The 20,614-nt window shown below is 72.7% G+C and carries 18 protein-coding genes; 8 read left to right on the top strand and 10 right to left on the bottom strand.

Annotation, left to right across the window (positions count from 1 at the left end; translation table 11 throughout):
- Window positions 1–2: 2 nt before the first annotated feature.
- Window positions 3–626: a hypothetical protein gene (locus ACFW2G_RS06820; RefSeq protein ID WP_384581879.1), complete on the bottom strand. Its 624-nt coding sequence runs from the start codon at window positions 624–626 to the stop codon at window positions 3–5.
- 41 nt (window positions 627–667) lie between these two features.
- A complete protein-coding gene (locus ACFW2G_RS06825; protein WP_384581877.1) occupies window positions 668–1,891 on the bottom strand; it encodes a MarR family transcriptional regulator in 1,224 nt (407 codons plus the stop codon).
- Window positions 1,892–2,577: 686 nt separating this feature from the next.
- On the opposite strand from ACFW2G_RS06825, the gene ACFW2G_RS06830 reads away from it, so the two are divergent.
- Complete coding sequence (locus tag ACFW2G_RS06830; RefSeq protein WP_384582036.1) at window positions 2,578–4,218, top strand: bifunctional metallophosphatase/5'-nucleotidase; 1,641 nt, start codon at window positions 2,578–2,580, stop codon at window positions 4,216–4,218.
- Between the two features lie 252 nt (window positions 4,219–4,470).
- Here ACFW2G_RS06830 and ACFW2G_RS06835 read toward each other — a convergent pair whose 3' ends face one another.
- The 6 genes from ACFW2G_RS06835 to ACFW2G_RS06860 form a co-directional block, all read right to left on the bottom strand.
- A complete protein-coding gene (locus tag ACFW2G_RS06835) occupies window positions 4,471–5,880 on the bottom strand; it encodes a lysine N(6)-hydroxylase/L-ornithine N(5)-oxygenase family protein (protein WP_037926708.1) in 1,410 nt (469 codons plus the stop codon).
- Window positions 5,877–7,253, bottom strand: coding sequence for a pyridoxal phosphate-dependent decarboxylase family protein (locus ACFW2G_RS06840; protein WP_384581875.1), 1,377 nt, complete (start codon window positions 7,251–7,253; stop codon window positions 5,877–5,879). The genes ACFW2G_RS06835 and ACFW2G_RS06840 overlap by 4 nt, the downstream gene beginning before the upstream one ends.
- Window positions 7,254–7,678: 425 nt before the next feature.
- On the bottom strand, window positions 7,679–10,210 hold the full coding sequence (gene pepN / locus ACFW2G_RS06845) for an aminopeptidase N (RefSeq protein ID WP_172671386.1): 2,532 nt from the start codon (window positions 10,208–10,210) through the stop codon (window positions 7,679–7,681).
- Window positions 10,211–10,242: 32 nt separating this feature from the next.
- A complete protein-coding gene (locus ACFW2G_RS06850; protein WP_384581873.1) occupies window positions 10,243–10,611 on the bottom strand; it encodes a chorismate mutase in 369 nt (122 codons plus the stop codon).
- A gap of 118 nt (window positions 10,612–10,729) precedes the next feature.
- Window positions 10,730–11,149, bottom strand: coding sequence for a hypothetical protein (locus ACFW2G_RS06855; protein WP_384581871.1), 420 nt, complete (start codon window positions 11,147–11,149; stop codon window positions 10,730–10,732).
- Between the two features lie 160 nt (window positions 11,150–11,309).
- Window positions 11,310–12,062, bottom strand: a complete 753-nt coding sequence (locus ACFW2G_RS06860) for a trypsin-like serine protease (protein ID WP_236647798.1) — start codon at window positions 12,060–12,062, stop codon at window positions 11,310–11,312.
- Window positions 12,063–12,234: 172 nt separating this feature from the next.
- Here ACFW2G_RS06860 and ACFW2G_RS06865 point away from each other — a divergent pair, with 172 nt between their 5' ends.
- Both ACFW2G_RS06865 and ACFW2G_RS06870 read left to right on the top strand, forming a co-directional pair.
- Window positions 12,235–13,131, top strand: coding sequence for a hypothetical protein (locus ACFW2G_RS06865; RefSeq protein WP_384581869.1), 897 nt, complete (start codon window positions 12,235–12,237; stop codon window positions 13,129–13,131).
- A gap of 152 nt (window positions 13,132–13,283) precedes the next feature.
- Complete coding sequence (locus ACFW2G_RS06870; protein ID WP_384456129.1) at window positions 13,284–13,961, top strand: HAD family acid phosphatase; 678 nt, start codon at window positions 13,284–13,286, stop codon at window positions 13,959–13,961.
- A gap of 421 nt (window positions 13,962–14,382) precedes the next feature.
- Here ACFW2G_RS06870 and ACFW2G_RS06875 read toward each other — a convergent pair whose 3' ends face one another.
- Together ACFW2G_RS06875 and ACFW2G_RS06880 are read right to left on the bottom strand one after the other, a co-directional pair.
- Window positions 14,383–15,300, bottom strand: coding sequence for an SDR family oxidoreductase (locus tag ACFW2G_RS06875; protein WP_037926724.1), 918 nt, complete (start codon window positions 15,298–15,300; stop codon window positions 14,383–14,385).
- A 1-nt stretch (window position 15,301) separates the two neighbouring features.
- Window positions 15,302–16,066 (bottom strand): SDR family oxidoreductase, encoded by a 765-nt coding sequence (locus ACFW2G_RS06880; protein WP_384581867.1) that lies wholly within the window; start codon window positions 16,064–16,066, stop codon window positions 15,302–15,304.
- Window positions 16,067–16,122: 56 nt separating this feature from the next.
- Here ACFW2G_RS06880 and ACFW2G_RS06885 point away from each other — a divergent pair, with 56 nt between their 5' ends.
- Genes ACFW2G_RS06885 through ACFW2G_RS06905 form a run of 5 tightly spaced genes read left to right on the top strand, consistent with a single transcriptional unit; the run spans window position 16,123 to window position 20,513 of the window.
- A complete protein-coding gene (locus ACFW2G_RS06885) occupies window positions 16,123–16,872 on the top strand; it encodes an enoyl-CoA hydratase family protein (RefSeq protein WP_037926730.1) in 750 nt (249 codons plus the stop codon).
- Complete coding sequence (locus ACFW2G_RS06890) at window positions 16,869–17,720, top strand: CoA transferase subunit A (RefSeq protein WP_037926733.1); 852 nt, start codon at window positions 16,869–16,871, stop codon at window positions 17,718–17,720. Before ACFW2G_RS06885 ends, ACFW2G_RS06890 begins: the two co-directional genes overlap by 4 nt.
- Window positions 17,717–18,451: a CoA-transferase subunit beta gene (locus ACFW2G_RS06895; protein WP_037926736.1), complete on the top strand. Its 735-nt coding sequence runs from the start codon at window positions 17,717–17,719 to the stop codon at window positions 18,449–18,451. The genes ACFW2G_RS06890 and ACFW2G_RS06895 overlap by 4 nt, the downstream gene beginning before the upstream one ends.
- A gap of 4 nt (window positions 18,452–18,455) precedes the next feature.
- Window positions 18,456–19,556 (top strand): NAD(P)H-dependent flavin oxidoreductase, encoded by a 1,101-nt coding sequence (locus ACFW2G_RS06900; protein ID WP_384581865.1) that lies wholly within the window; start codon window positions 18,456–18,458, stop codon window positions 19,554–19,556.
- Window positions 19,557–19,586: 30 nt separating this feature from the next.
- Window positions 19,587–20,513 (top strand): tyrosine-protein phosphatase, encoded by a 927-nt coding sequence (locus ACFW2G_RS06905; protein WP_384581863.1) that lies wholly within the window; start codon window positions 19,587–19,589, stop codon window positions 20,511–20,513.
- The last annotated feature ends 101 nt before the right edge of the window (window positions 20,514–20,614 follow it).

The raw sequence follows: 20,614 nt of genomic DNA on the forward strand, positions 1-20,614 counted from the left end.
CGTCATGCTTGGCCTCGCATGGCTGCGACGGCTGCGCGCAGGGCGCGCGAGTTTCGGCGAAGCGGCTTGAAGCCGAGGACGGGGCGCCGGGACTTCGCCCGCCACACACGCGAACAGTCAATGACCGGCGCCAGGCGCTTCGTCCCGCCCCGCTGGGCCCACAGGAGCACCGGCTGGCCGAAGGTCTCGACGGTCTCGATCTCGTCCACGATGTTCGGCCCCACCCAGTGGTGCGAACCGTGCCTCTCCCCCACGACCACCAGCAGGTCAATGCCGGGGGCGTACTTGACCCACCAGCGATTCCACAGAAGGCCATCGGGGTTCGCGGTGCCCCAGTCCTGGACACGGACCTCACCCGGGAGCCGGTCACGTACGGACTGCATGACCGACGGCCACGCCGGACTGCCCTGGCGGCTCGGGGACGCCGATACGTACACCGTGGGGACGCGGCGCGGACGCTCGGCGGCCCGGGCCTTCATGGTGTCGATCCACTCCTCGCGCCGGGCCAGGTGGTAGGCGTCGCGTTCCTTGCGGGCCTGATCTTGCGCGGACCGGGCGGGGTCCACTGATTCGCTGGCCGGCACCTCGACGGCGATGTCGTCGGATTCGGTCAGTGGGTTCGACATGAGGGCTTCTCCGGTTGGGTGTTGGGTGTGCAGGTCAGTGGTCACGCGGCGTCCCAGTGGGCGACGGCTGCCAGCCGGAGCGCTTCCAGCTCCTCGTGCGGGCGCTCCAGGTCGGGGACGATCCAGTCGCCGTCAACGGCCAGGAAGACGCCCTCGATGACCTCACCCGTGGACCGATCGACGGCGAGGCCGTCGGCGTTGACGAGTTCGGGGCGGCCCCGGCGGGGGTGGGGCTCGGCGCCGGCGGGGCGGCGGTTCTCCTGGCGGATGCGGCGGAACTCGGCCCAGGCAGTGCGGCGCTGGTCATGGGCGGCCCGGCGGCGCTCGCCGGTCCCGGCGGTCCCGAGGCGCTCGGCCACGTCGTCCCACCCGGCTGCGGGCTTCTCGGCGGGCTCATCGCCCTGGTGGGAGCCGATGCCGTCGATGGCCTCTGGGGCCAGTTCCCAGACCTCCCCCACCCGGACCGCCAAGCCCAGGGCGGCGAGCTGGCGGGTGGTCCGGGAGACGGTCGGCTGGGAGACGGAGGCGGAGCGGGTCAGCTCGGCGGCCGTCTGCCCCTGTCGGATCACCAGCGCGGCCACCACCTTGAGGGCGGACCCGCCCAGGCCACGGTGGGCGAAGGCGTCGAGGGCAGTCAGCCGCACCACGGTCCGGGTGTGGAGGTCAGCCCCGGAATCGGCCTGTGAACTGGTGTTATTCACGATGGACCCCCCTCGGTTCACCCCCCCACGCTGGTGCGACTGGGTGGGGGGCCCGTTGTGAATACGGCCCTTGGCCAGCCGCCACCCGGAGGGCATGTCCTCGGTGGCGTCCTTGATCCGCTTCAGCCATCCGGCCTGAACCAACCGCTGGTTGCTGCGCCGCGCGGTGTTCCGGGAGACGCCCATCAGCTCGGCGAGATGCATCAGGGAAACGTCGTGGTCGAGCCCGCCCGAGCGCTGGCTCAGGTGGAGACGGACCGCGAGGTTGCGCAGGTCCGTGGTCGCGGCCGGGCCGGACCAGCGGAGCGTCTCGATTACGGCACGGAGGTCTTCAAGGGCGGCGTGGGCGGGCTGGCGGCCGTCGAGGCGGGGGTGAGCGACGCTGTACTCCGCTGCGCTATCCCAGGCCCGACGCAGCCAAGCCACGGCCTTGTCACGGCCGCCCCGGTGGGCGATCTGGCGGGCGTGCCGCCCGGCCTCCGCCGTGGTGTCCAGCAGGACGGTGGAGAACTGTTCGAACTTCCAGCCGCGGGCCCCGGCCGCCGTAGCCACACCGTTGGTCATGGCCCAGGCGTGATTGGAAGCTGAAGTTCCCGTACCGCCCCGCTGCCGGTTCCACGGGGCGTATCGACCCTCGGTGTCGCCGAGGAGCAGCATGTTCGTCATCCGGTCGGAGAGGGCGGGAAGCGCGGCCAGCATCCCGATACGTCGTGCGCCGGCACCGGGCACCTCAGGTACATCGGTTGCCGTACGGCTCACTCGAACGTGGGCGTGCCCCTGGTATGCGCCCGAACGGGGCTGGTCAAGGGCCTGGCCTGCGGAGATCGCTGAGAGGTGGTCAACCGGCGGCGCCGGAGCCGGGTGCCGTGGGGAGCGCTCGTGCGCTACAGTCGGACGCATTGGAGGGGGTTCAGCCCTTCGATCACGCGCCGGGGATTCTCAGGTCCGCCGCCGCATCCGCGCCCCGGGTGTCGTAACCACCCGGGGAGCAGCACTTACTTGGACTCCGGTCCACCCCGCCCCCGGCTGCTACCGGGGGCGTTTTGGTTTTCCGGGCGCGGCCGTGCGTCCATGGGGGCCGCTGACGGATGCACAGCGGGCTTAGGGGTCACCGCGGTTGGGCCGGAGCTGCTGCTCGACGGCCGGAATCACTGACACGGAGCTGACACAACCGGGGGTAGACCCCGACACACTCCGGCATACCCGGATAGGGAGAACAGACAGGTCAGCAGCCGTATAGGGCTTCCGACCTGGGGTCACGCCAAGCTGGTGAACATTCCACCGACAGGGAGTTCGACGACAAGGCGCACAACGACGTCGGCCTGGCGAAGATCTCGACCCTGGTGAACGAGGTGCGGGCGGAGAAGGGGCGGTGCAACACGCTGCTCATCGACGCGGGTGACACGATCCAGGGCACACAGCTGTCGTACTACTACGCGAAGGTCGATCCGATCACGGCGCGGCGCGGTCCGGTGCACCCGATGGCGCAGGCGATGAACGCGATCGGCTACGACGCGGCGGCGCTGGGGAACCACGAGTTCAACTACGGCATTCCGGTGTTGCGCAGGTTCGAGGAGCAGTGCGACTTCCCGCTGCTGGGGGCGAACGCGCTCGACGCGAAGACGCTGAAGCCGGCCTTCGCGCCGTACAGCATGCACCGGCTGCGCACTCCTCACGGGCGGGACGTGAAGGTGGCCGTGCTGGGGCTGACGAACCCGGGCATCGCGTTGTGGGACAAGGCGAACGTACAGGGCAAGATGACGTTCCCCGGGCTGGAGGAGCAGGCGGCGAAGTACGTGCCGCGGCTGCGCTCGATGGGGGCGGACGTGGTGATCGTGTCGGCGCACTCGGGGTCGAGCGGTACCTCGTCGTATGGTGACCAGCTGCCGTACGTCGAGAACGCGGCGGCACTCGTGGCGCAGCAGGTTCCGGGGATCGACGCGATCCTGGTGGGGCACGCCCACACGGAGATCCCCGAGTACCGGGTGAAGAACGAGGCCACCGGCAAGGACGTGGTGCTGTCGGAGCCGTTGAAGTGGGGCCAGCGGCTGACGCTGTTCGACTTCGAGCTGGTGTGGGAGAAGGGCCGCTGGTCGGTGGTGAAGGTCGCGGCGAAGGTGCTGAACTCGAACACGGTCGCCGAGGACACGAAGATCACGCGGCTGCTGTCGGACGAGCACCGCAAGGTCGTGGCGTACGTGAACCAGGTGATCGGCACCTCGACCCAGGCCATGTCGTCGGCGGAGGGTCCGGTCAAGGACGTGGCGATCATCGACCTGATCAACCACGTGCAGGCGGAGACGGTGACGTCGGCCCTGGCGGGTTCGCAGTGGGCGGCGCTGCCGGTGCTGTCGCAGGCATCGTGCTTCTCGCGGACGGCGGCCATCCCGGCCGGGCAGGTGACCATCAGGGACGCGGCCGGCCTGTACCCGTTCGAGAACACGATGGAGGCGCGGCTGCTGACGGGTGCGCAGCTGAAGGACTACCTGGAGTACTCGGCACGGTACTTCGTGCGGACGGCGCCGGGTGAGGCGGTGGATCCGGCGAAGCTGACGAACGCCGAGGGCATTCCGGACTACAACTACGACGCCGTGTACGGGCTGGCGTACGACATCGACATCGCGCAGCCGGCGGGCTCGCGGATCTCGGGGCTGTCCTTCCAGGGGAAGGCGGTGGATCCGGCGGCGCAGTTCGTGCTGGCGGTCAACAACTACCGGGCTTCGGGCGGCGGCAACTTCCCGCACGTGCCGCAGGCCAAGCAGCTGTGGTCGAACTCGGACGAGATCCGCAACACGATCATCCAGTGGGTGAAGGCGAAGGGGACGATCGACCCGGCGGAGTTCGCTTCGGTGGACTGGCGGCTGACCCGGGCGGGCGTGCCGGTGTTCTAGGGGGTGGCGCGACGGTGGCCCGTCCGCCCGGAGGGCGGGCCCCGCGGTGTCCGGTGCGCGGGTGCGATCCCAGGGCGGAGGGCCGTCCTCGTGCCGGGCGTGCTCGGACGGTCCCGTGACGCGGCGGGCGTGCGGAACGGGCCGGTGTCCGCGGCGGCGGTCACCGGCCCCGCGCGTTCCCGGACCGGCCGTTCGGGGCCCGGGCCCGGCGGATCCGCGGATCCGCGGATCCGGCGGACCGGCGGACGCCCCCTACGGGTGGTCGACGAGCGGGAGGAGTTCGCCCGCGGGGCGGGGGCGGGTGTGTTCGCGCTGTTCGAGGCCGAAGGTGGTGAACGCGGTGCGCGGGGGCTGGGGGTAGGGCTCCTTGCCGGTCAAGGTGTTGAGGATGGCCGCGCTGCGCCAGGCCGCGAGGCCGAGGTCGGGGGCGCCGACGCCGTGGGTGTGGCGTTCGCCGTTCTGGACGAAGATGCTGCCGGTGACAGAGGGGTCGAGGACCATCCGGTAGCGGTCGTCGATGCGGGGGCGGCCGGAGGAGTCCTTGCGCAGGTAGGGGTCGAGGCCCGCGAGGAGCCGGGTGAGGGGGCGTTCGCGGTAGCCGGTGGCGAGGACGACGGCGTCGGTGGTGAGGCGGGAGCGGGCGCCCTGTTCGGTGTGTTCGAGATGGAGTTCGACCTTGGTGGTGGCGACGCGCCCGGCGGTACGGACGGTGACGGCGGGGGTGAGGACCACGTCGGGCCAGCCGCCGTGGAGGGTGCGCCGGTAGAGCTCCTCGTGGATGGCGGCGATGGTGGCGGTGTCGATGCCCTTGTGGAGCTGCCACTGGGCGGGGACGAGGTGGTCGCGTACCGGTTCGGGGAGGGAGTGGAAGTAGCGGGTGTAGTCGGGGGTGAAGTGTTCGAGGCCGAGTTTCGAGTACTCCATGGGGGCGAAGGAGGGGGTGCGGGCGAGCCAGGTCAGGCGTTCGCGGCCGATGGGGCGGGCACGGAGCAGGTCGAGGAAGACCTCGGCGCCGGACTGGCCCGATCCGATGACGGTGACGTGTTCGGCGCCGAGGATGCGGCGGCGGTTGTCGAGGTAGTCGGCGGAGTGGACGACCGGGACGGTGGGGGCGTCGACGAGGGGGCGCAGGGGGTCGGGGACGTGAGGGGCGGTGCCGATGCCGAGGACGAGGTTTCGGGTGTGGGTGCGGCCGAGGGCTTCGGCTTCGCCGGCGGGGCCGAGCTGGGTGAAGTCGACTTCGAAGACGTCGCGTTCGGGGTTCCAGCGGACGGCGTCGACCTGGTGGCCGAAGTGGAGGCCGGGGACGCGGCCGGCGACCCAGCGGCAGTAGGCGTCGTACTCGGCGCGGTGGATGTGGAACTGCTCGGCGAAGTAGAAGGGGTAGAGCCGTTCCCGGTGCCGGAGGTAGCTGAGGAAGCTCCAGGGGCTGGTGGGATCGGCCAGGGTGACGAGGTCGGCGAGGAAGGGGACTTGGAGGGTGGTGCCGTCGATGAGGAGCCCGGGGTGCCAGCGGAAGTCGCGGCGCTGCTCGTAGAAGGCGGTGGCGAGTTCGCCCACTCCCTGTCGGGTGAGGCCGTGGGCGAGGGCGGCGAGGGACAGGTTGGACGGTCCGATGCCGATTCCGACGAGGTCGTGGGGTGCATCGAGCTGGGCGGTCATCGGTGGGTGCTGCCTTCCAGGAGGGCGATGAGGGTGTCCAGGTCTCCCGCCGTGGTGTGCGGGTTGAGCAGGGTGGCTTTGAGCCACAGGCGGCCGTCGGCGTGGGTGCGGCCGAGGACGGCGCGGCCTTGGTGGAGGAGGGCGCGGCGCAGGGTGGCGAGCTCGCCGTCGGTGGCGTGGGTGGGCCGGAACAGGACGGTGCTGATGGTGGGCGGGGCATGGAGTTCGAAGCCGGGGTGGGCGTCGAGCCGCTGCGCGAGGTCGTGTGCGAGGTCGCAGGTACGGTCGATGAGGCGGGCGAGGCCGTCGCGGCCGAGTGAGCGCAGGGTGGCGGCGATCTTGATGGCGTCGGGGCGTCGGGTGGTGCGCAGGGAGCGGCCGAGGAGGTCGGGGAGGCCCGCTTCGGTGTCGTCGGTGGCGTTGAGGTAGTCGGCCTGGTGGGCCAGGGGGGCCAGCAGCGCGGTGTCGGGGACGGCCAGGAGTCCCGCGGCGACGGGTTGCCAGCCGAGTTTGTGCAGGTCGACGGTGAGCGAGTGGGCGCGACCGAGGCCGGTGAGCCGATCGCGGTGGCGGGGGCTGAGGGCGAGGAGACCTCCGTATGCGGCGTCGATGTGGAGGTCGGCGCCGTGGTGTTCGCAGAGGTCGGCGATGGCGGGGAGCGGGTCGATGAGGCCTGCGGCGGTGGTGCCGGCGGTGGCGGTGACGAGGGTGGGTGCGGGGGCGTCGGCGAGGGCGTCGGCGAGGCGGGCCGGGTCGAGGACGCCGGAGGGCGTGGGGATTTCGGTGGCCGGGGGCAGGCCGAGCAGCCAGGCGGCGCGGGGGACGGAGTGGTGGGCGTTGGCGCCGTGCAGGACGGTGAGGCGGGGGCCGTGGCGTTCGCGGGCGAGGAGCAGGGCGAGTTGATTGGCCTCGGTGCCGCCGGTGGTGACGAGGGCGTCGGGGTGGGGGGTGTCGTAGAACTCGGCGGCGAGGGTGCGGGTGAGGAGGGCTTCGATCGCGGAGGCCGCGGGGGCCTGGTCCCAGGAGTCGAGGGAGGGGTTGAGGGCGCTCGCGGCGAGGTCCGCGGCGGTGGCGACGGCCAGCGGCGGACAGTGCAGGTGGGCGGCGCAGAGCGGGTGGGCGGGATCCGCCGCACCGGCGGCGAGGGCGTGGACGAGGGTGCGGAGGGCTTCGTGGTCGCCGGTGCCGTGGGCGGGCAGTACGGCACCCAGCGTGGTGCGGACGTGGACGGTGACGGCGTCGGGGCCGCCGGCGGGGAGCGGGCCTCGGCGTTCGGCCGCTCCGCTGCGGAGGGCGTCGAGGACGGTGTCGAGGAGGGGGCGCAGGGCCTGGGGGCCGGCGGCTCCGCCGGCGAGCGCGGTGCCGTACGGCACCGGAACGGGGTCTTCCGGCCGGCCGGAATGCCGGGTGCCGTGCGGCGCTGTCAACGGAACCTCCGGGGGCTGGCCTGGGTGCGGCAGGGGCACCCGACCGGTACAACGATCAGACCCGAATGGGGTAACCGCCGGGGTTTGTCCGAATCAGGCGGGGCCCTGCCGGCGGCTTGGCCGATGCCGGGGGGGGTGGTGCTGGAGGGTGGGGTGCTGGGGGCGGTGGGGTGCTGTCCGGGACTGCATGGTGTAGGGCGCCCCGGGCCGAGTTGCCCGTACGGGCTCCTGCTGCGCCAACCCATCACGTTCTACGTCCCGGACCGCACCCCACCCGCTCCCGTCCCCGGACGCGCGACCCCGCCGGGGTCGGGAGCGGGGGGGGGCGGGTCGTGCGGACCCGCCCCCGTTCTGCCGGGCGGCCCGCAGGCCTAGCGGCGGACGCGGAGGGCGCGGGACAGGTCGTCCAGCTGGTCCACGAGCTTGCGGCGCAGGAGGGGGATCACGTCGGGGTCGGCGAGGCAGTCCTGGCCGGCCGCGAGGTTGGCCTCGTCGACGGCGTGCGCCGGGAAGGCGTAGCGGCCCGCGGCCTCGCCGATGGCGGGCCCGCGGCGGGCGCCGAGGGCGACGGCCTCGGAGTAGTAGCGGGGCACGTACTGCGCGACGAGGTCGGCCTGTTCGGGCTGCCAGAAGCCCTGGGCGGTGGCGCTGAAGAGGTAGTTGGAGAGGCTGTCGTCATGGAAGAGGCGGTCCCAGGCGGCTTGCTTGGCCTCGGCGGTGGGCAGGGCGGCGCGGCAGCGGGCGGCGCCTTCCTCGCCGGTGGCGCTGGGGTCGGCGGCGACGGCGGCGTCAATCTCGCTCTCGCCGACGGCGCCGAGGACAGCGAGCCGGGTGAGGATGCGCCAGCGCAGTTCGGGGTCGAGGGCGGGGCCTCCGGGCACCGTGTCGTCGGCGAGCCAGGCGGCGATGGTGTCGGGCTGGGCGGCACTGTCCACGAGGGTGCGTACGGCGGTGAGCCGCATGCCGGGTTCGGAGCCGTCCTCGGTGCGGCGGAGCAGGTCACGGGCGATGGTGCTGAGGGTGGCCAGCGCCTCGCGCCGGTCCTCGGGGGCGACGTAGCGGTCGGCGATCTGGGTACGGGCGAAGGCGAGGACGCCCTGGACGATGGCGAGGTCGTGCTCCTCGGGCAGGTGCGCGCCCGCCGCGGCCAGGAAGTCCTGCGGGGCGAGTTCGCCGTCGCGGACCATGTCCCGCAGGCAGTTCCAGACCACGGCGCGGGTGAGGGCCTCAGGGATGCCGGAAAGGCCGCGCAGAACCGTTTCGAGGGAGGTCTCGTCGAGGCGGACCTTGGTGTAGGTGAGGTCGGCGTCGTTGAGGAGGAGCAGTGCGGGGCGGGTGCCCCCGGCCGAGATGATCTCGTCGGAAGGGACGTCGAGGTCGAGCAGTTCGCGCAGTTCGAGGATGCGGCCGTCGGCGGGGTCGCGGTCGTAGACACCGACGGCGATGTGGTGGGGGCGGCTGCCGTCGCGGTCCACCGTGAGGGTCCAGCCGTTGGTGCCTTCGGGGTCCTCGATGCGCGGGGTGAGGGTGTCGATGCCGGTGGTGCGCAGCCAGGCGTCGGCCCAGGCGCGTACGTCGCGTTCGGTGTGGGCGGCGAGGGAGTCGATGAAGTCGGCGAGGGAGGCGTTGGCGAACTTGTGGCGGGCGAAGTGGGTGTTGATGCCGGCCAGGAAGTCCTTCTCACCGAGCCAGGCGACGAGCTGGCGCAAGGCGGAGGCGCCCTTGGCGTAGGAGATGCCGTCGAAGTTGAGGAGGGCTGAGGCGGTGTCGGGGACGTCGTCGGGGGCGGGGGCGACGGGGTGGGTGGAAGGGCGCTGGTCGGCGTCGTAGCCCCAGGGCTTGCGCGTGACGCCGAAGTCGGTCCAGGTGTCGGTGAAGCGGGTGGCTTCGGTGAGGGTCTGGTAGCCCATGTACTCGGCGAAGGACTCGTTGAGCCAGATGTCGTCGAACCAGGCCAGGGTGACGAGGTCGCCGAACCACATGTGGGCCATCTCGTGGGCGATGACCATGGCCCGGGACTGGCGTTCGGTGTCGGTGACGGCGGAGCGGTAGATGAACTCGTCGCGGAAGGTGACGAGTCCGGGGTTCTCCATGGCGCCGGCGTTGAACTCGGGGACGAAGGCCTGGTCGTAGGAGTCGAAGGGGTAGGGCTCGGTGAACTTGGCCTGGTAGCGGTCGAAGCAGTCCTTCGTGATGGAGAGGATCTCGTCGGCGTCGGCGTCCATGTGCGGTGCGAGCGACTGCCGGCAGTGGATGCCGAACGGCAGTCCGGCGTGCTGGGTGGTCACGCTGTGCCAAGGGCCGGCGGCGACGGCGGCGAGGTAGGTGGAGATGACGGGTGTGGGCGCGGACTGCCAGACGCCGGCCGCGGGCCGCTCGCCGGTGGCGGGACGGTCGGCGAGGCGGGTGGTGATGCCGTTGGCGAGGACGGTCCAACCTGCGGGAGCGGTGACGGTGAACTCGAAGACCGCCTTGAGGTCGGGCTGGTCGAAGGCCGGGAAGACCCTCTGGACGTCGTCGAGGAACATCTGGCTGTAGACGTACGTCTGTCCGTCGGCGGGGTCGGTGAAGCGGTGCAGGCCCTCGCCGGTGCGGGAGTAGCGCATGCGGGTGTCGAGGTGCAGCTCGTGGGGGCCCTCGGTGAGGCCGGTGAGCGGCAGCCGGTTGTCGTCGAGGGCGGCGGGGTCGAGGGGTTCGCCGTCGAGGGCCGCCGAGAGCAGCGCGTCCGGTTTCAGCTCCACGAAGGTGTCGCCGGCGGTGCGGGCGGTGAATCGGATGATGGTGGTGGAGTCGAAGGTCTCGTCGCCGCCGGTGAGGTCGAGGGCGACGGCGTAATGGTGGACGTCGAGGAGCTGGGCTCGGAGCTGCGCTTCGTTGCGCGTGAGTGCGGACATGGGGCCCATGCTGCCCCAGGGGGCGGCCGGACCCCGAGTGGCTATTCCTCGCCGGCGGCGATCGTCTCGTGGTGGCGGATGACCTCGGCGATGATGAAGTTGAGGAGTTTCTCGGCGAAGGCGGGGTCGAGCTTGGCGTTCTCGGCGAGCTGGCGGAGCCGGGCGATCTGGCTGGCCTCGCGGCCGGGGTCGGCGGGGGGCAGCTGGTGGCGGGCCTTGAGGTGGCCGACCTGCTGGGTGCACTTGAAGCGTTCGGCGAGCATGTGGACCACGGCCGCGTCGATGTTGTCGATGCTGTCCCGCAGGCGGGCGAGTTCGGCGGTGACGCTCTCGTCGATGCCGTCGGCGGTGCCGTCGGCGGTGCCGCCGCGGCGGTCGCCCGTGCCGTTGTCGAGGTCGCTGGTGTTCATGGTCCCCGAGAATACGTGGCGCGGGGCCGCAGGTCGCGGGGGTAGTCGGCCTGTGAGACGGCGGCCGGGGCGGCGTCGGGCAGGGGCCGGGCCGCAGGCGCCGGACGGCGGTGACGGCTCAAGGCTCGGGACGGCCCGCGCGGTGGCCGCAGGGTGCTGGCGGGTGCGGCGGGACGGTCTCCGGCAGCTGCTGCCCGAACGGCTTCAACCGCGACGGCCCGGCGCGCGTCTTCGAGGGCGAGACCGGGCGCTCCGCGGTGGAGCGCCGCGTGACGTACGCGTGGAGGGCGGAGGCGGCGACGATGACGATGCGTGGCCGGCCGCTGCCGAACGGGCGGCACCGGGTGACGCGGCGGCCGTCCCGCTCCGGCCCGCGGGCGCCGGACAGCGGGGCGCCGGACAGCGGGGCGCCGGACAGCGGGGCGCCGGACAGCGGGGCGCCGGACAGCGGGGCGCCGGGCCGATGCTGCGACCGCCGCCAGGGCGGCCCTCCCGTCGTCGGCGGCGCGGGCTCCGGTGTCCGGCCGGCTCGGCTCACGCGGGCGGTCCGGCCGACGGCTGCGGCCGTCCGCCGGTCGTCCGCGACGACCGCAACGACCGCGACGGCCGGTGTGCGCCGCCCGGAAGGGGGTGCGCCCCGTCCTCCCGACCGGTTGGCACCGGGCCGGAAGGACGGGGCGATGCGGGGCCCGTGGGGGCTACAGGGTCGCCGCGGCGCTCTTGATCTGGGCGGCGAAGGTGGAGACCTCGGTGTAGACGCCCGGGTAGTCGGGACGGGCGCAGCCTATGCCCCAGCTGACGATGCCGACCTGGATCCAGGCTCCGGCGTCGTCGCGGCGGAACATGGGGCCGCCGGAGTCGCCCTGGCAGGTGTCGACGCCGCCCTGGCCGAGGTAGCCGGCGCAGATCTCCTCACCGGGGACGAGGTCCCGGTAGGCGGCGCTGCAGGCGGCGTCGGAGACGAAGGGCACGGTTGCCTTCATGAGGTAGCGCTGCTGGCCGCCGCCCTCGCGGGTGGCGCCCCAGCCGGCGACGGTGAAGGTGCCGTTGTCGTAGGCCTTGGTCTCGGCGATCTTGAGGGTGGGCAGGTTGACCGGCTTGGCGAGCTTGATCAGGGCCCAGTCCTTGCCGGTTCCGTTGTAGCCGGGGGCGCGCAGGACCTTGGTGGACTTGACCTTGATGGCGCTGGAGCTCTTGAGGTCGACGACTCCGGCGGTGGCGGTGATGGAGGTGTTGTTGCCGGAACCGCTCACGCAGTGGGCGGCGGTGAGGACGATCTGCTGGGTGTAGAGGGCGCCGCCGCAGCCCATGGAGAGGCGCACCATGAAGGGGAACTCGCCCTGGGCGGCTCGGGTGCCGCCCACGACGGGTACCGGGCCGGCGCTGGCGGTGCCGGGCTGGAGGCTGACGGCCGCGAGGGCCACGGCCCCGACGGCGAGGGTGCGCTTCATGAATCGCACAAGGCTGGACACAGTCAACACACTGCCTTTCGTGGGGGGTTGGGCCGTGCGCGTCATCGGGGAATGACGAGTCCATGACACATCAGAAAAGCGGCGGCCAACAAGAACGTAGTTTCGGCCAACCGCCCCCGGGGCGGCAGGGATTGCGGTAAAGGAGGGCCCGATGGAGAAGAACGGCGGTCCGGGCGGGATCATCGAGCACGGTTTTCCGCACCTGGCGACCGTGCGCGCTTCGATCACCGCGCTCTACCGGCACCTGTCGGCCGACGGGATCTGCGCCTACGCCACCAGCTTCTCCCCCGCCGACGCGGCCTTCGACGCCTCCGAGGACCTGCACCTGGGGGCACAGCGGATCGCCTCGGCGATGGTGCGCGCGCTGCGGCTGCCCGACGCCCGCACGGTGATCGCCTTCCGACCGATGGAGGATGCGGCCACCGTGGAACTGACCGCGGGCCCGGAGTACTTCATCGAGGTCAACGACCGCTTCCGCACTCACCGGCGGGACCTGGCGGCCGCCCTGTCGCACGAGGTCGCCCACGTGCTGCTGCACCGGCTGGCACTCGCCTTCCCCGATCCGGCGGAGAACGAGATCCTCACCGACACCGCCGCCGCCTACCTGGGGGCGGGCTGGCTGCTCCTGGACGCCTACCGCGAGGACGCGCTCACCCACCAGCGGTTCGGCTACCTGACGCCGGAGGAGTTCGGCTACGTGCTCGCCAAGCGCGCAGCGCTGCTGGGCGAAGACCCGTCCCCGTGGTTCACCAGCCCCCAGGCGTACGAGGCCTACGTGCGCGGGAGCGCGCTGGCGGCCCGGGACCACCGCCGGGCACCGCTCGCCGCCGCGGGCCCGCTGGCGCGGCGGCGGTACGCGATGGCACGGCGCACCGGGGCCGCCCCGGCCGGCGGGTCGGCGTACCGCTTCGAGCGCGAGGGGTCCGGCCCCGGACTGCGCGTCAGCTTCCCGTGCCCGGTGTGCGCCCAGCGGGTGCGAGTGCCGGTGCGCGGGCGGCTGCGGGCGCGGTGCGGCCTGTGCCGCACGGTGCTGGAGTGCGACACGTAGTCCCGACGGCCCCCGGGGGCCGGTCCGGGCGGACCTGGCTTGATCATTCACCGATCGGTCGCGAAAAGTTTCCTACCGGCCAGTAGACACGGATGCGGTTCTCGCCAACTCTGGTCACGTCCATGTCAATTCGTGACCGAGGAGCACCCCACATGCCCCTGTCCCGCCGCATTCGAACGCCCCGTACCGCCGCCGCCGGCCTCGCCGCGGCGGCCGCCGTCCTGACGCTCGTTCCGGCCACGGCGGCCGAGGCGGCCCCCGCCGCCGCACCCGCACCCGTCTCCGCATCGGTGAACGCCTCCGCGCCGGGCGGGAACGCGGTGCTCCTCGGCATCGACTACACCGCCTGGCAGCGGGAGGTGGCCGCCATCGTCGACGCGGCCCGGCCGGGCATCGAGCAGCGCATCGCGAACGCGCCCGCCGGGGAAAAGCCGGCCCTCGTCCTCGACATCGACAACACCTCGCTGGAGACGGACTTCCACTGGTTCTGGACCTTCCCGACGCCGGCGATCACCAAGGTCCGCGCACTCACCCAGTACGCCCACGCGCGCGGCGTGGCCGTCTTCTTCGTCACGGCCCGCCCCGGCATCATCCACTCCCTCACCGAGTACAACCTCAAGGCCGTCGGCTACCCCGTGTCGGGGCTCTACGTCCGCGACCTGCCCGACCTCTTCGAGGAGGTCAGCACCTACAAGACGGCCAAGCGCGCGGAGATCGAGGCGCGCGGCTACACGATCATCGCCAACATCGGCAACAGCCCCACCGACCTCGTCGGCGGCCACGCCGAGCGCACCGTCAAGCTGCCGGACTACGGCGGCAAGCTCTCCTGACGCGCGGACGGAACCGCCCGGTTCCCCCGCACGCGGTCCGCGCGCCCGATCCGCGCGCGGACCCCCGTGCGGCCCCCGCGCGGCCCCCGCGCACAACATGATGGCCCGACGGCGGTTCAGCCGGTGGGCCCAGCGGGTAGTCATACCTCAACGCACCAACGAAGACTCGGGCCCGACCCCTCGCCAGGGGGCCGGGCCCGCTTCCGTTCCCGGCCTCAGCAGGCGGGCCCCCGCCAGGCCGCCCGCGTCGCAGGCGAGGCGAGGCGAGGCGACCGAGCCTCCCCTCCAGGCGGAAATGGACTCGGCCCTGGAGATGCTGGGCCTGGAGAAGCCGTCCACGGACATGGCCAGGGCGGTGTCCGCGCGGTAGCGCCGGCCGCCCGGCGGGCGGGGCGGGCGGGGCGGGCGGGGCGGGCAGGCCCTACCCTCGGCCGGAGCCGTACGCCGGGAGCGGGGGCCGGGCCTGCGCGAGGAGCTTCAGGGCGGTCTCGCCCGCCTCCGCGGGGGTGCGCCGGGCTCCGCGGTCGGCAGCGGGGCCCGGCCGCCAGCCCTCCATGACCGTGATCCGTCCGCCCTCGGTCTCGAAGACCCGACCGGTCACCCCGGCCGATGCGTCCGCGCCCAGCCAGACCACGAGCGGTGACACGTTCTCGGGGGCCATCGCGTCGAAGCCGCCGTCCTCGGGGGCGGCCATGGTCTGTGCGAAGGTCCGCTGGGTCATGCGCGTCCGGGCGGCCGGGGCGATCGCGTTGACCTGGATCCCGTACCGGCCCATCTCGGCGGCGGCGACCAGGGTCAGGCCGAGGACGCCCGCCTTGGCGGCGCTGTAGTTGCCCTGGCCGACGGAGCCCAGCAGCCCGGCCCCGGAGGAGGTGTTGACCACCCGGGCCGCCACCGGGCGGCCGGCTTTCGCCTCCGCCCGCCACCACCCGGCGGCGGCCCGCAGCGGCAGGAAGTGGCCCTTCAGGTGGACCCGTACGACTGCATCCCAGTCGTCCTCGTCCAGGTTCACCAGCATCCGGTCCCGCAGGAAACCGGCGTTGTTGACGAGCGTGTCCAGGCTCCCGAAGGCGTCGAGGGCTGCCTCCACGAGGGAGTCCGCGCCCTGCCGCGTCGCGATGTCCCCGCCGTGCGCGACGGCTTCGCCGCCGAGCTCCTCGATCTCGCGGACCACTTGGGCCGCCGGGCTGTGCGGCCCGGGCAGCCCGTCCAGCCCCACGCCGAGGTCGTTGACGACGACTTTCGCCCCTTCCGCGGCGAAGGCCAGCGCATGGGCCCGACCCAGCCCCCGTCCCGCACCCGTCACGATCACGACCCGGCCCTCGCACAGTCCCGCCATCTCAGCTCTCCTTGTTGACAGTTGCCGCATCCAGGAACGCCGGGCGCTCCCCGCCGCCGTGCACCAGCAGGCTCGCTCCGCTCACGTACCGCGCCCGGTCGGAGGCGAGGAAGACCGCCGCGTCGCCCACGTCGGCCGGTTCGGCGAGCCGCCCCAGCGGGACGGTCGCGCCGACGGCTTCGATCCCGGCCTCGTCCCCGTAGTGCAGGTGGGCGCGTTCGGTCCGCACCATGCCGAGGACCAGGCAGTTCACCCGTATCTCGGGCGCCCACTCGACGGCCATGGACCGGGCGAGGTTCTCCAGGCCCGCCTTGGCCGCCCCGTACGCCGCCGTGCCCGGTGAGGGGCGGCTCCCGCTGACGCTGCCGATCATCACCACCGAGCCCCGGGCCCGCCCGAGCCAGGGGCGTGCCGCCAGCGAGGCCGTCATGGGGGCGAGGAGGTTGAGCTCGACGACCCGTGCGTGGCGCTCGGCGTCGCCCTCCCCGAGGAGCCGGTAGGGGGTCCCACCCGCGTTGTTGACCAGGCAGTCCAGGCGCCCGTAGCGGCGGGCGACCGTGGCGAAGAAGTCCCGTACGGCGGCCGGGTCGCGCAGGTCGAGCGCGGCAAAGGACGCCTCGCGGCCGTCCGCCGCCACCGGTTCACCGGGGGGACGCCGGGCGCAGACGACCACCTGCGCGCCGGCCGCGAGGAACGACCGGGCGATGCCGGCGCCGACGCCCCTGGTGCCGCCGGTGACGACGACAACCCTCCCGTCGAGCTCCATGGGCTGCTACCTTCCCTGCCTAACAAATGTTTGGTGGAAAGGTAGCTGATCCTCTCATGGGTGTCTCCACCTCCGGACCGGACAAGGGCGTCGCACTGGTCACGGTCGACTTCCCACCCGTCAACGCACTGCCCGTACGGGGCTGGTACGACCTGGCCGACGCCCTGCGGGCGGCGGGGCGCGACCCCAAGGTCCGCTGCGTGGTCCTCGCCGCCGAAGGCCGCGGCTTCAACGCGGGCGTCGACATCAAGGAGTTGCAGCGCGCCACCGGCCACGCGGCCCTGATCGGCGCCAACCGCGGCTGCTACGAGGCGTTCGCCGCCGTCTACGAGTGCGAGGTGCCGGTCGTCGCGGCCGTGCACGGCTTCTGCCTGGGGGGCGGGATCGGCCTGGTCGGCAACGCCGACGCGATCATCGCCTCCGACGACGCCGTCTTCGGTCTGCCCGAGCTCGACCGGGGCGCGCTCGGCGCCGCCACCCACCTGGCCCGGCTGGTCCCCCAGCACCTGATGCGCGCCCTCTACTACACCTCGCGCACCGCCACCGCCGAGGAACTGCGCGCCCACGGCTCGGTCTGGAAGGTGGTCCCGCCCGGGGCGCTGCGCGGCGCCGCCCTGGAACTGGCCGCCGAGATCGCGAGGAAGGACGGCTGCCTGATCCGGCTGGCGAAGGCGGCCATCAACGGCATCGACCCCGTGGACGTGCGCCGCAGCTACCGCTTCGAACAGGGCTTCACCTTCGAGGCCAACCTCAGCGGGGTGGCCGACCGGGTCCGCGACACCTTCGGGAAGGAAGAGCGCGCATGAGCGACAAGTCCATGACCGTCGAAGAGGTGGTCGGGCAGCTGCGCAGCGGAATGACCCTCGGGATCGGCGGCTGGGGGTCCCGGCGCAAGCCCATGGCCCTGGTCAGAGCTCTGCTCCGGTCCGAGATCACCGATCTGACCGTGGTCGCCTACGGTGGCCCCGACGTCGGCCTGCTGGCGGCCGCGGGCCGGATCCGCCGGCTCGTCGCCCCCTTCGCCACCCTCGACTCCATCGCCCTGGAGCCGCATTTCCGGGCCGCCCGCGAGCGGGCCGCCTTCGTGCTCACCGAGTACGACGAGGCCATGTTCATGTGGGGCCTGCACGCCGCGGCCAACCGGCTGCCCTTCCTGCCGGTCCGCGCAGGGCTCGGCTCCGACGTGATGCGGGTCAACCCGGAACTGCGCACGGTGACCTCGCCCTACGCCGACGGCGAGGAGCTCGTCGCCGTCCCCGCCCTGCGCATGGACGCCGCCCTGGTCCACCTCAACCGGGCCGACCGCCTCGGCAACGCACAGTACCTGGGCCCGGATCCGTACTTCGACGACCTGTTCTGCGAGGCCGCCGAAGCCGCCTACGTCTCCTGCGAGCAGCTCGTGGAGACCGCCGAGCTCGCCAAGGCCGGGCCGGCACAGTCCCTCCTCGTCAGCCGGCACTCCGTCACCGGGGTGGTCGAGGCCCCCAACGGTGCGCACTTCACCTCCTGCGCCCCCGACTACGGACGCGACGAGGCCTTCCAGAAGCTCTACGCAAGCACCCCCTGGACCGAGTTCTCGGCCCGCTTCCTGTCCGGGGCGACCGAGCACGACTACCGGTCGGCCGTCCGGACCTGGCACGAGGAGCAGCAGTGACCACGACGACCGTCACCCGCGCCGAGTACTGCGTGATCGCGTGTGCCGAGGCCTGGCGGGGTGACGGCGAGGTGCTCGCCAGCCCGATGGGCTTGATCCCCTCCTTCGGGGCCCGGCTGGCGAAGCGGACCTTCTCCCCTGACCTGCTGCTGACGGACGGCGAGGCCATGCTCGTCGGGCTCGACGGCACGCCCGAGGGCTGGCTCCCGTACCGGCGCCACCTGACCCTGGTCACCGGCGGCCGGCGGCACGTGATGATGGGCGCGAGCCAGATCGACCGGTTCGGCAACCAGAACATCTCCTGCATCGGCGACTGGGAGCGGCCGTCCCGCCAGCTGCTCGGGGTACGCGGCGCACCCGTGAACACCCTGAACAATCCGGTGAGTTACTGGATCCCCAAGCACTCCACTCGGGTTTTCGTCGAGCGCGTCGACATGGTCAGCGGGGTCGGCCACGACCGGGCCGTCGAGGCCGGGGTGACCCGGTTCCACCGGCTGCCCCGGGTGGTCAGCGACCTGGGCGTCTTCGACTTCACCGGCCCCGGCCGCACGATGCGGCTGGCCTCCCTGCACCCCGGGGTCACCGTCGAGCAGGTCCGGGCCGCGACCGGCTTCGAGCTGGCACTGCCCGAGGAGGTCCCGTACACCCGGGAGCCGGCCGGGGACGAGCTGCGGCTGATCCGCGAGGTGATCGATCCGAAGGGTCTGCGCGACCGGGAAGTGCGGGGCTGATCCGGTGGAAACGGCGTTCACGAAGCTGGTCGGGGTGGAGCACCCCATCGTGCAGACGGGCATGGGCTGGGTTGCGGGCCCCCGGCTGGTGTCGGCCGCGGCGGGCGCCGGCGCCCTGGGCATCCTCGCCTCGGCCACGATGACCACGGAGCAGTTGCGGTCGGCGATCCGCGAGGTCAGGTCCCGCCTACCGGAGGGAACCCCCTTCGGCGTCAACCTGCGCGCGGACGCCGGGGACGCACCCGAGCGCGTCCGGCTGATCGTCGACGAGGGGGTGCAGGTTGCCTCGTTCGCGCTCGCGCCCTCCAAGGAGCTGATCGGGCGGCTGAAGGACGCCGGGGTGGTCGTCATCCCCTCGATCGGGGCCCGGAGGCATGCCGAGAAGGTGGCCGCCTGGGGCGCCGACGCGGTGATCGTGCAGGGCGGCGAGGGCGGCGGGCACACCGGGGACGTAGCCACGACGGTGCTGCTGCCGCAGGTCGTGGACGCCGTGGACATCCCGGTGGTCGCGGCGGGCGGCTTTGCCGACGGCCGCGGTCTGGTCGCCGCCCTGGCCTACGGGGCGGCGGGCATCGCGATGGGCACGCGGTTCCTGCTGACCTCGGACTCGACCGTCCCGGACGCGGTGAAGGCCGAGTACCTGAAGGCGACCGTCAGGGACGTCACCGTGACCCGGGCCGTCGACGGGCTCCCGCACCGCATGCTCCGCACGGAGCTGGTCGACTCCCTGGAACGGGCGGGCCGTGCCCGGGCGCTGGTGCGGGCGGTCCGGCACGCGGCGGCCCTGCGGGAGCAGTCCGGTCTGAGCTGGCCGCAGATGGTCCGCGACGGCCTGGCGATGAAGCACGGCAAGGACCTGTCCTGGAGCCAGGTGCTGCTCGCCGCGAACACTCCGATGCTCCTCAAGGCGTCCATGGTCGAGGGCCGAACGGACCTCGGGGTCATGGCATCGGGCCAGGTCGCGGGGGTGATCGACGATCTCCCGTCCTGTGCGGAGCTCGTCACGCGCCTCATGGCCGAGGCCCATTCCGTGCTGGACCGTCTGCACGGCCCGCACGAACCGCACGAACCGCACCCGCTCGACGCCCTGCCACCACCAGGGTGATCCCCCTTCTCCGTCACAGGAGTCGCCTTCATGAGCCGTGTCAGAATCCGCAGAGCGGCCGCAGCAGCCGTCGCCGCCCTCACCCTCGCCGCCCTGCCGTCCGCCGCGTATGCGGCGGCGGCGCCCGCAGCCGCGTCCGGTGCCCGGCACCACCAGCGGGCCGAGACGTACTCCCGGATCACCCTCCAGGGCGCCGTCAACGTCCGCGACCTCGGCGGCCACCGCACCTGGACCGGCGGCCAGGTCCGCCACGGGCTCGTCTACCGCTCCGACGCACTGGGCAAGCTGACCGACGCCGACGTCACCACCCTCTCCGGTCTCGGCCTCACGAAGGTCATCGACTTCCGGATCCCCATGGAGGTCCAGTACGACGGCGCCGACCGGCTGCCCGCCGGACTCTCCGCCACCGCCCGCCCGGTCAGCGACCTCGGCCTCTACGGGACGCTCGTCGGGGCCATCGGCAGCGGGGACCCGGTCACCCAGGAGCAGATGCTCGGCGGCGGCCGCGCCGAGGCCTACATGCGCGCCATCTACCGCACGTTCGTGACGGACGCCGGGAACCGGGCGCAGTTCGCCGCAACGCTGCGGGAGCTCGCGGACGGCCGGCAGGGCCCGGTCCTGTACCACTGCACGTCCGGCAAGGACCGGACGGGCTGGATGAGTTACGTGCTGCTGCGCGCCCTCGCCGTCCCCGAGGACACCGCCGAGCGCGACTACCTGGCCTCGAACACCTTCCGCGCCGCCTACGACGCATCAGTGCGGGCGGGCCTCAAGCAGTCGGGCCTCATGCAGAACCCGGATCTGCTGATCCCGCTCCAGGAGGTCCGCCAGGACTACCTGGACTCGGCGACGGCGCAGATGGAGGCCGACTACGGCAGCTTCTACGGCTACCTGACGCAGGGCCTCGGCCTGGACCTGCGGACGCTGGCGCAGCTGCAGAGCAGGCTGGTCCGGTAGCGGACGCGCCGACGGGCAGTGCGCGGAGCACTGCCCGTCGGTGCAGGGAGCGGGGAGGGGATCAGCCGGTGCGGCGGCGGCCCTGGCCGCCGGTGCCGACC

It is taken from the genome of Streptomyces sp. NPDC058880 (assembly GCF_042742535.1).
Lineage (GTDB): Bacteria > Actinomycetota > Actinomycetes > Streptomycetales > Streptomycetaceae > Streptomyces.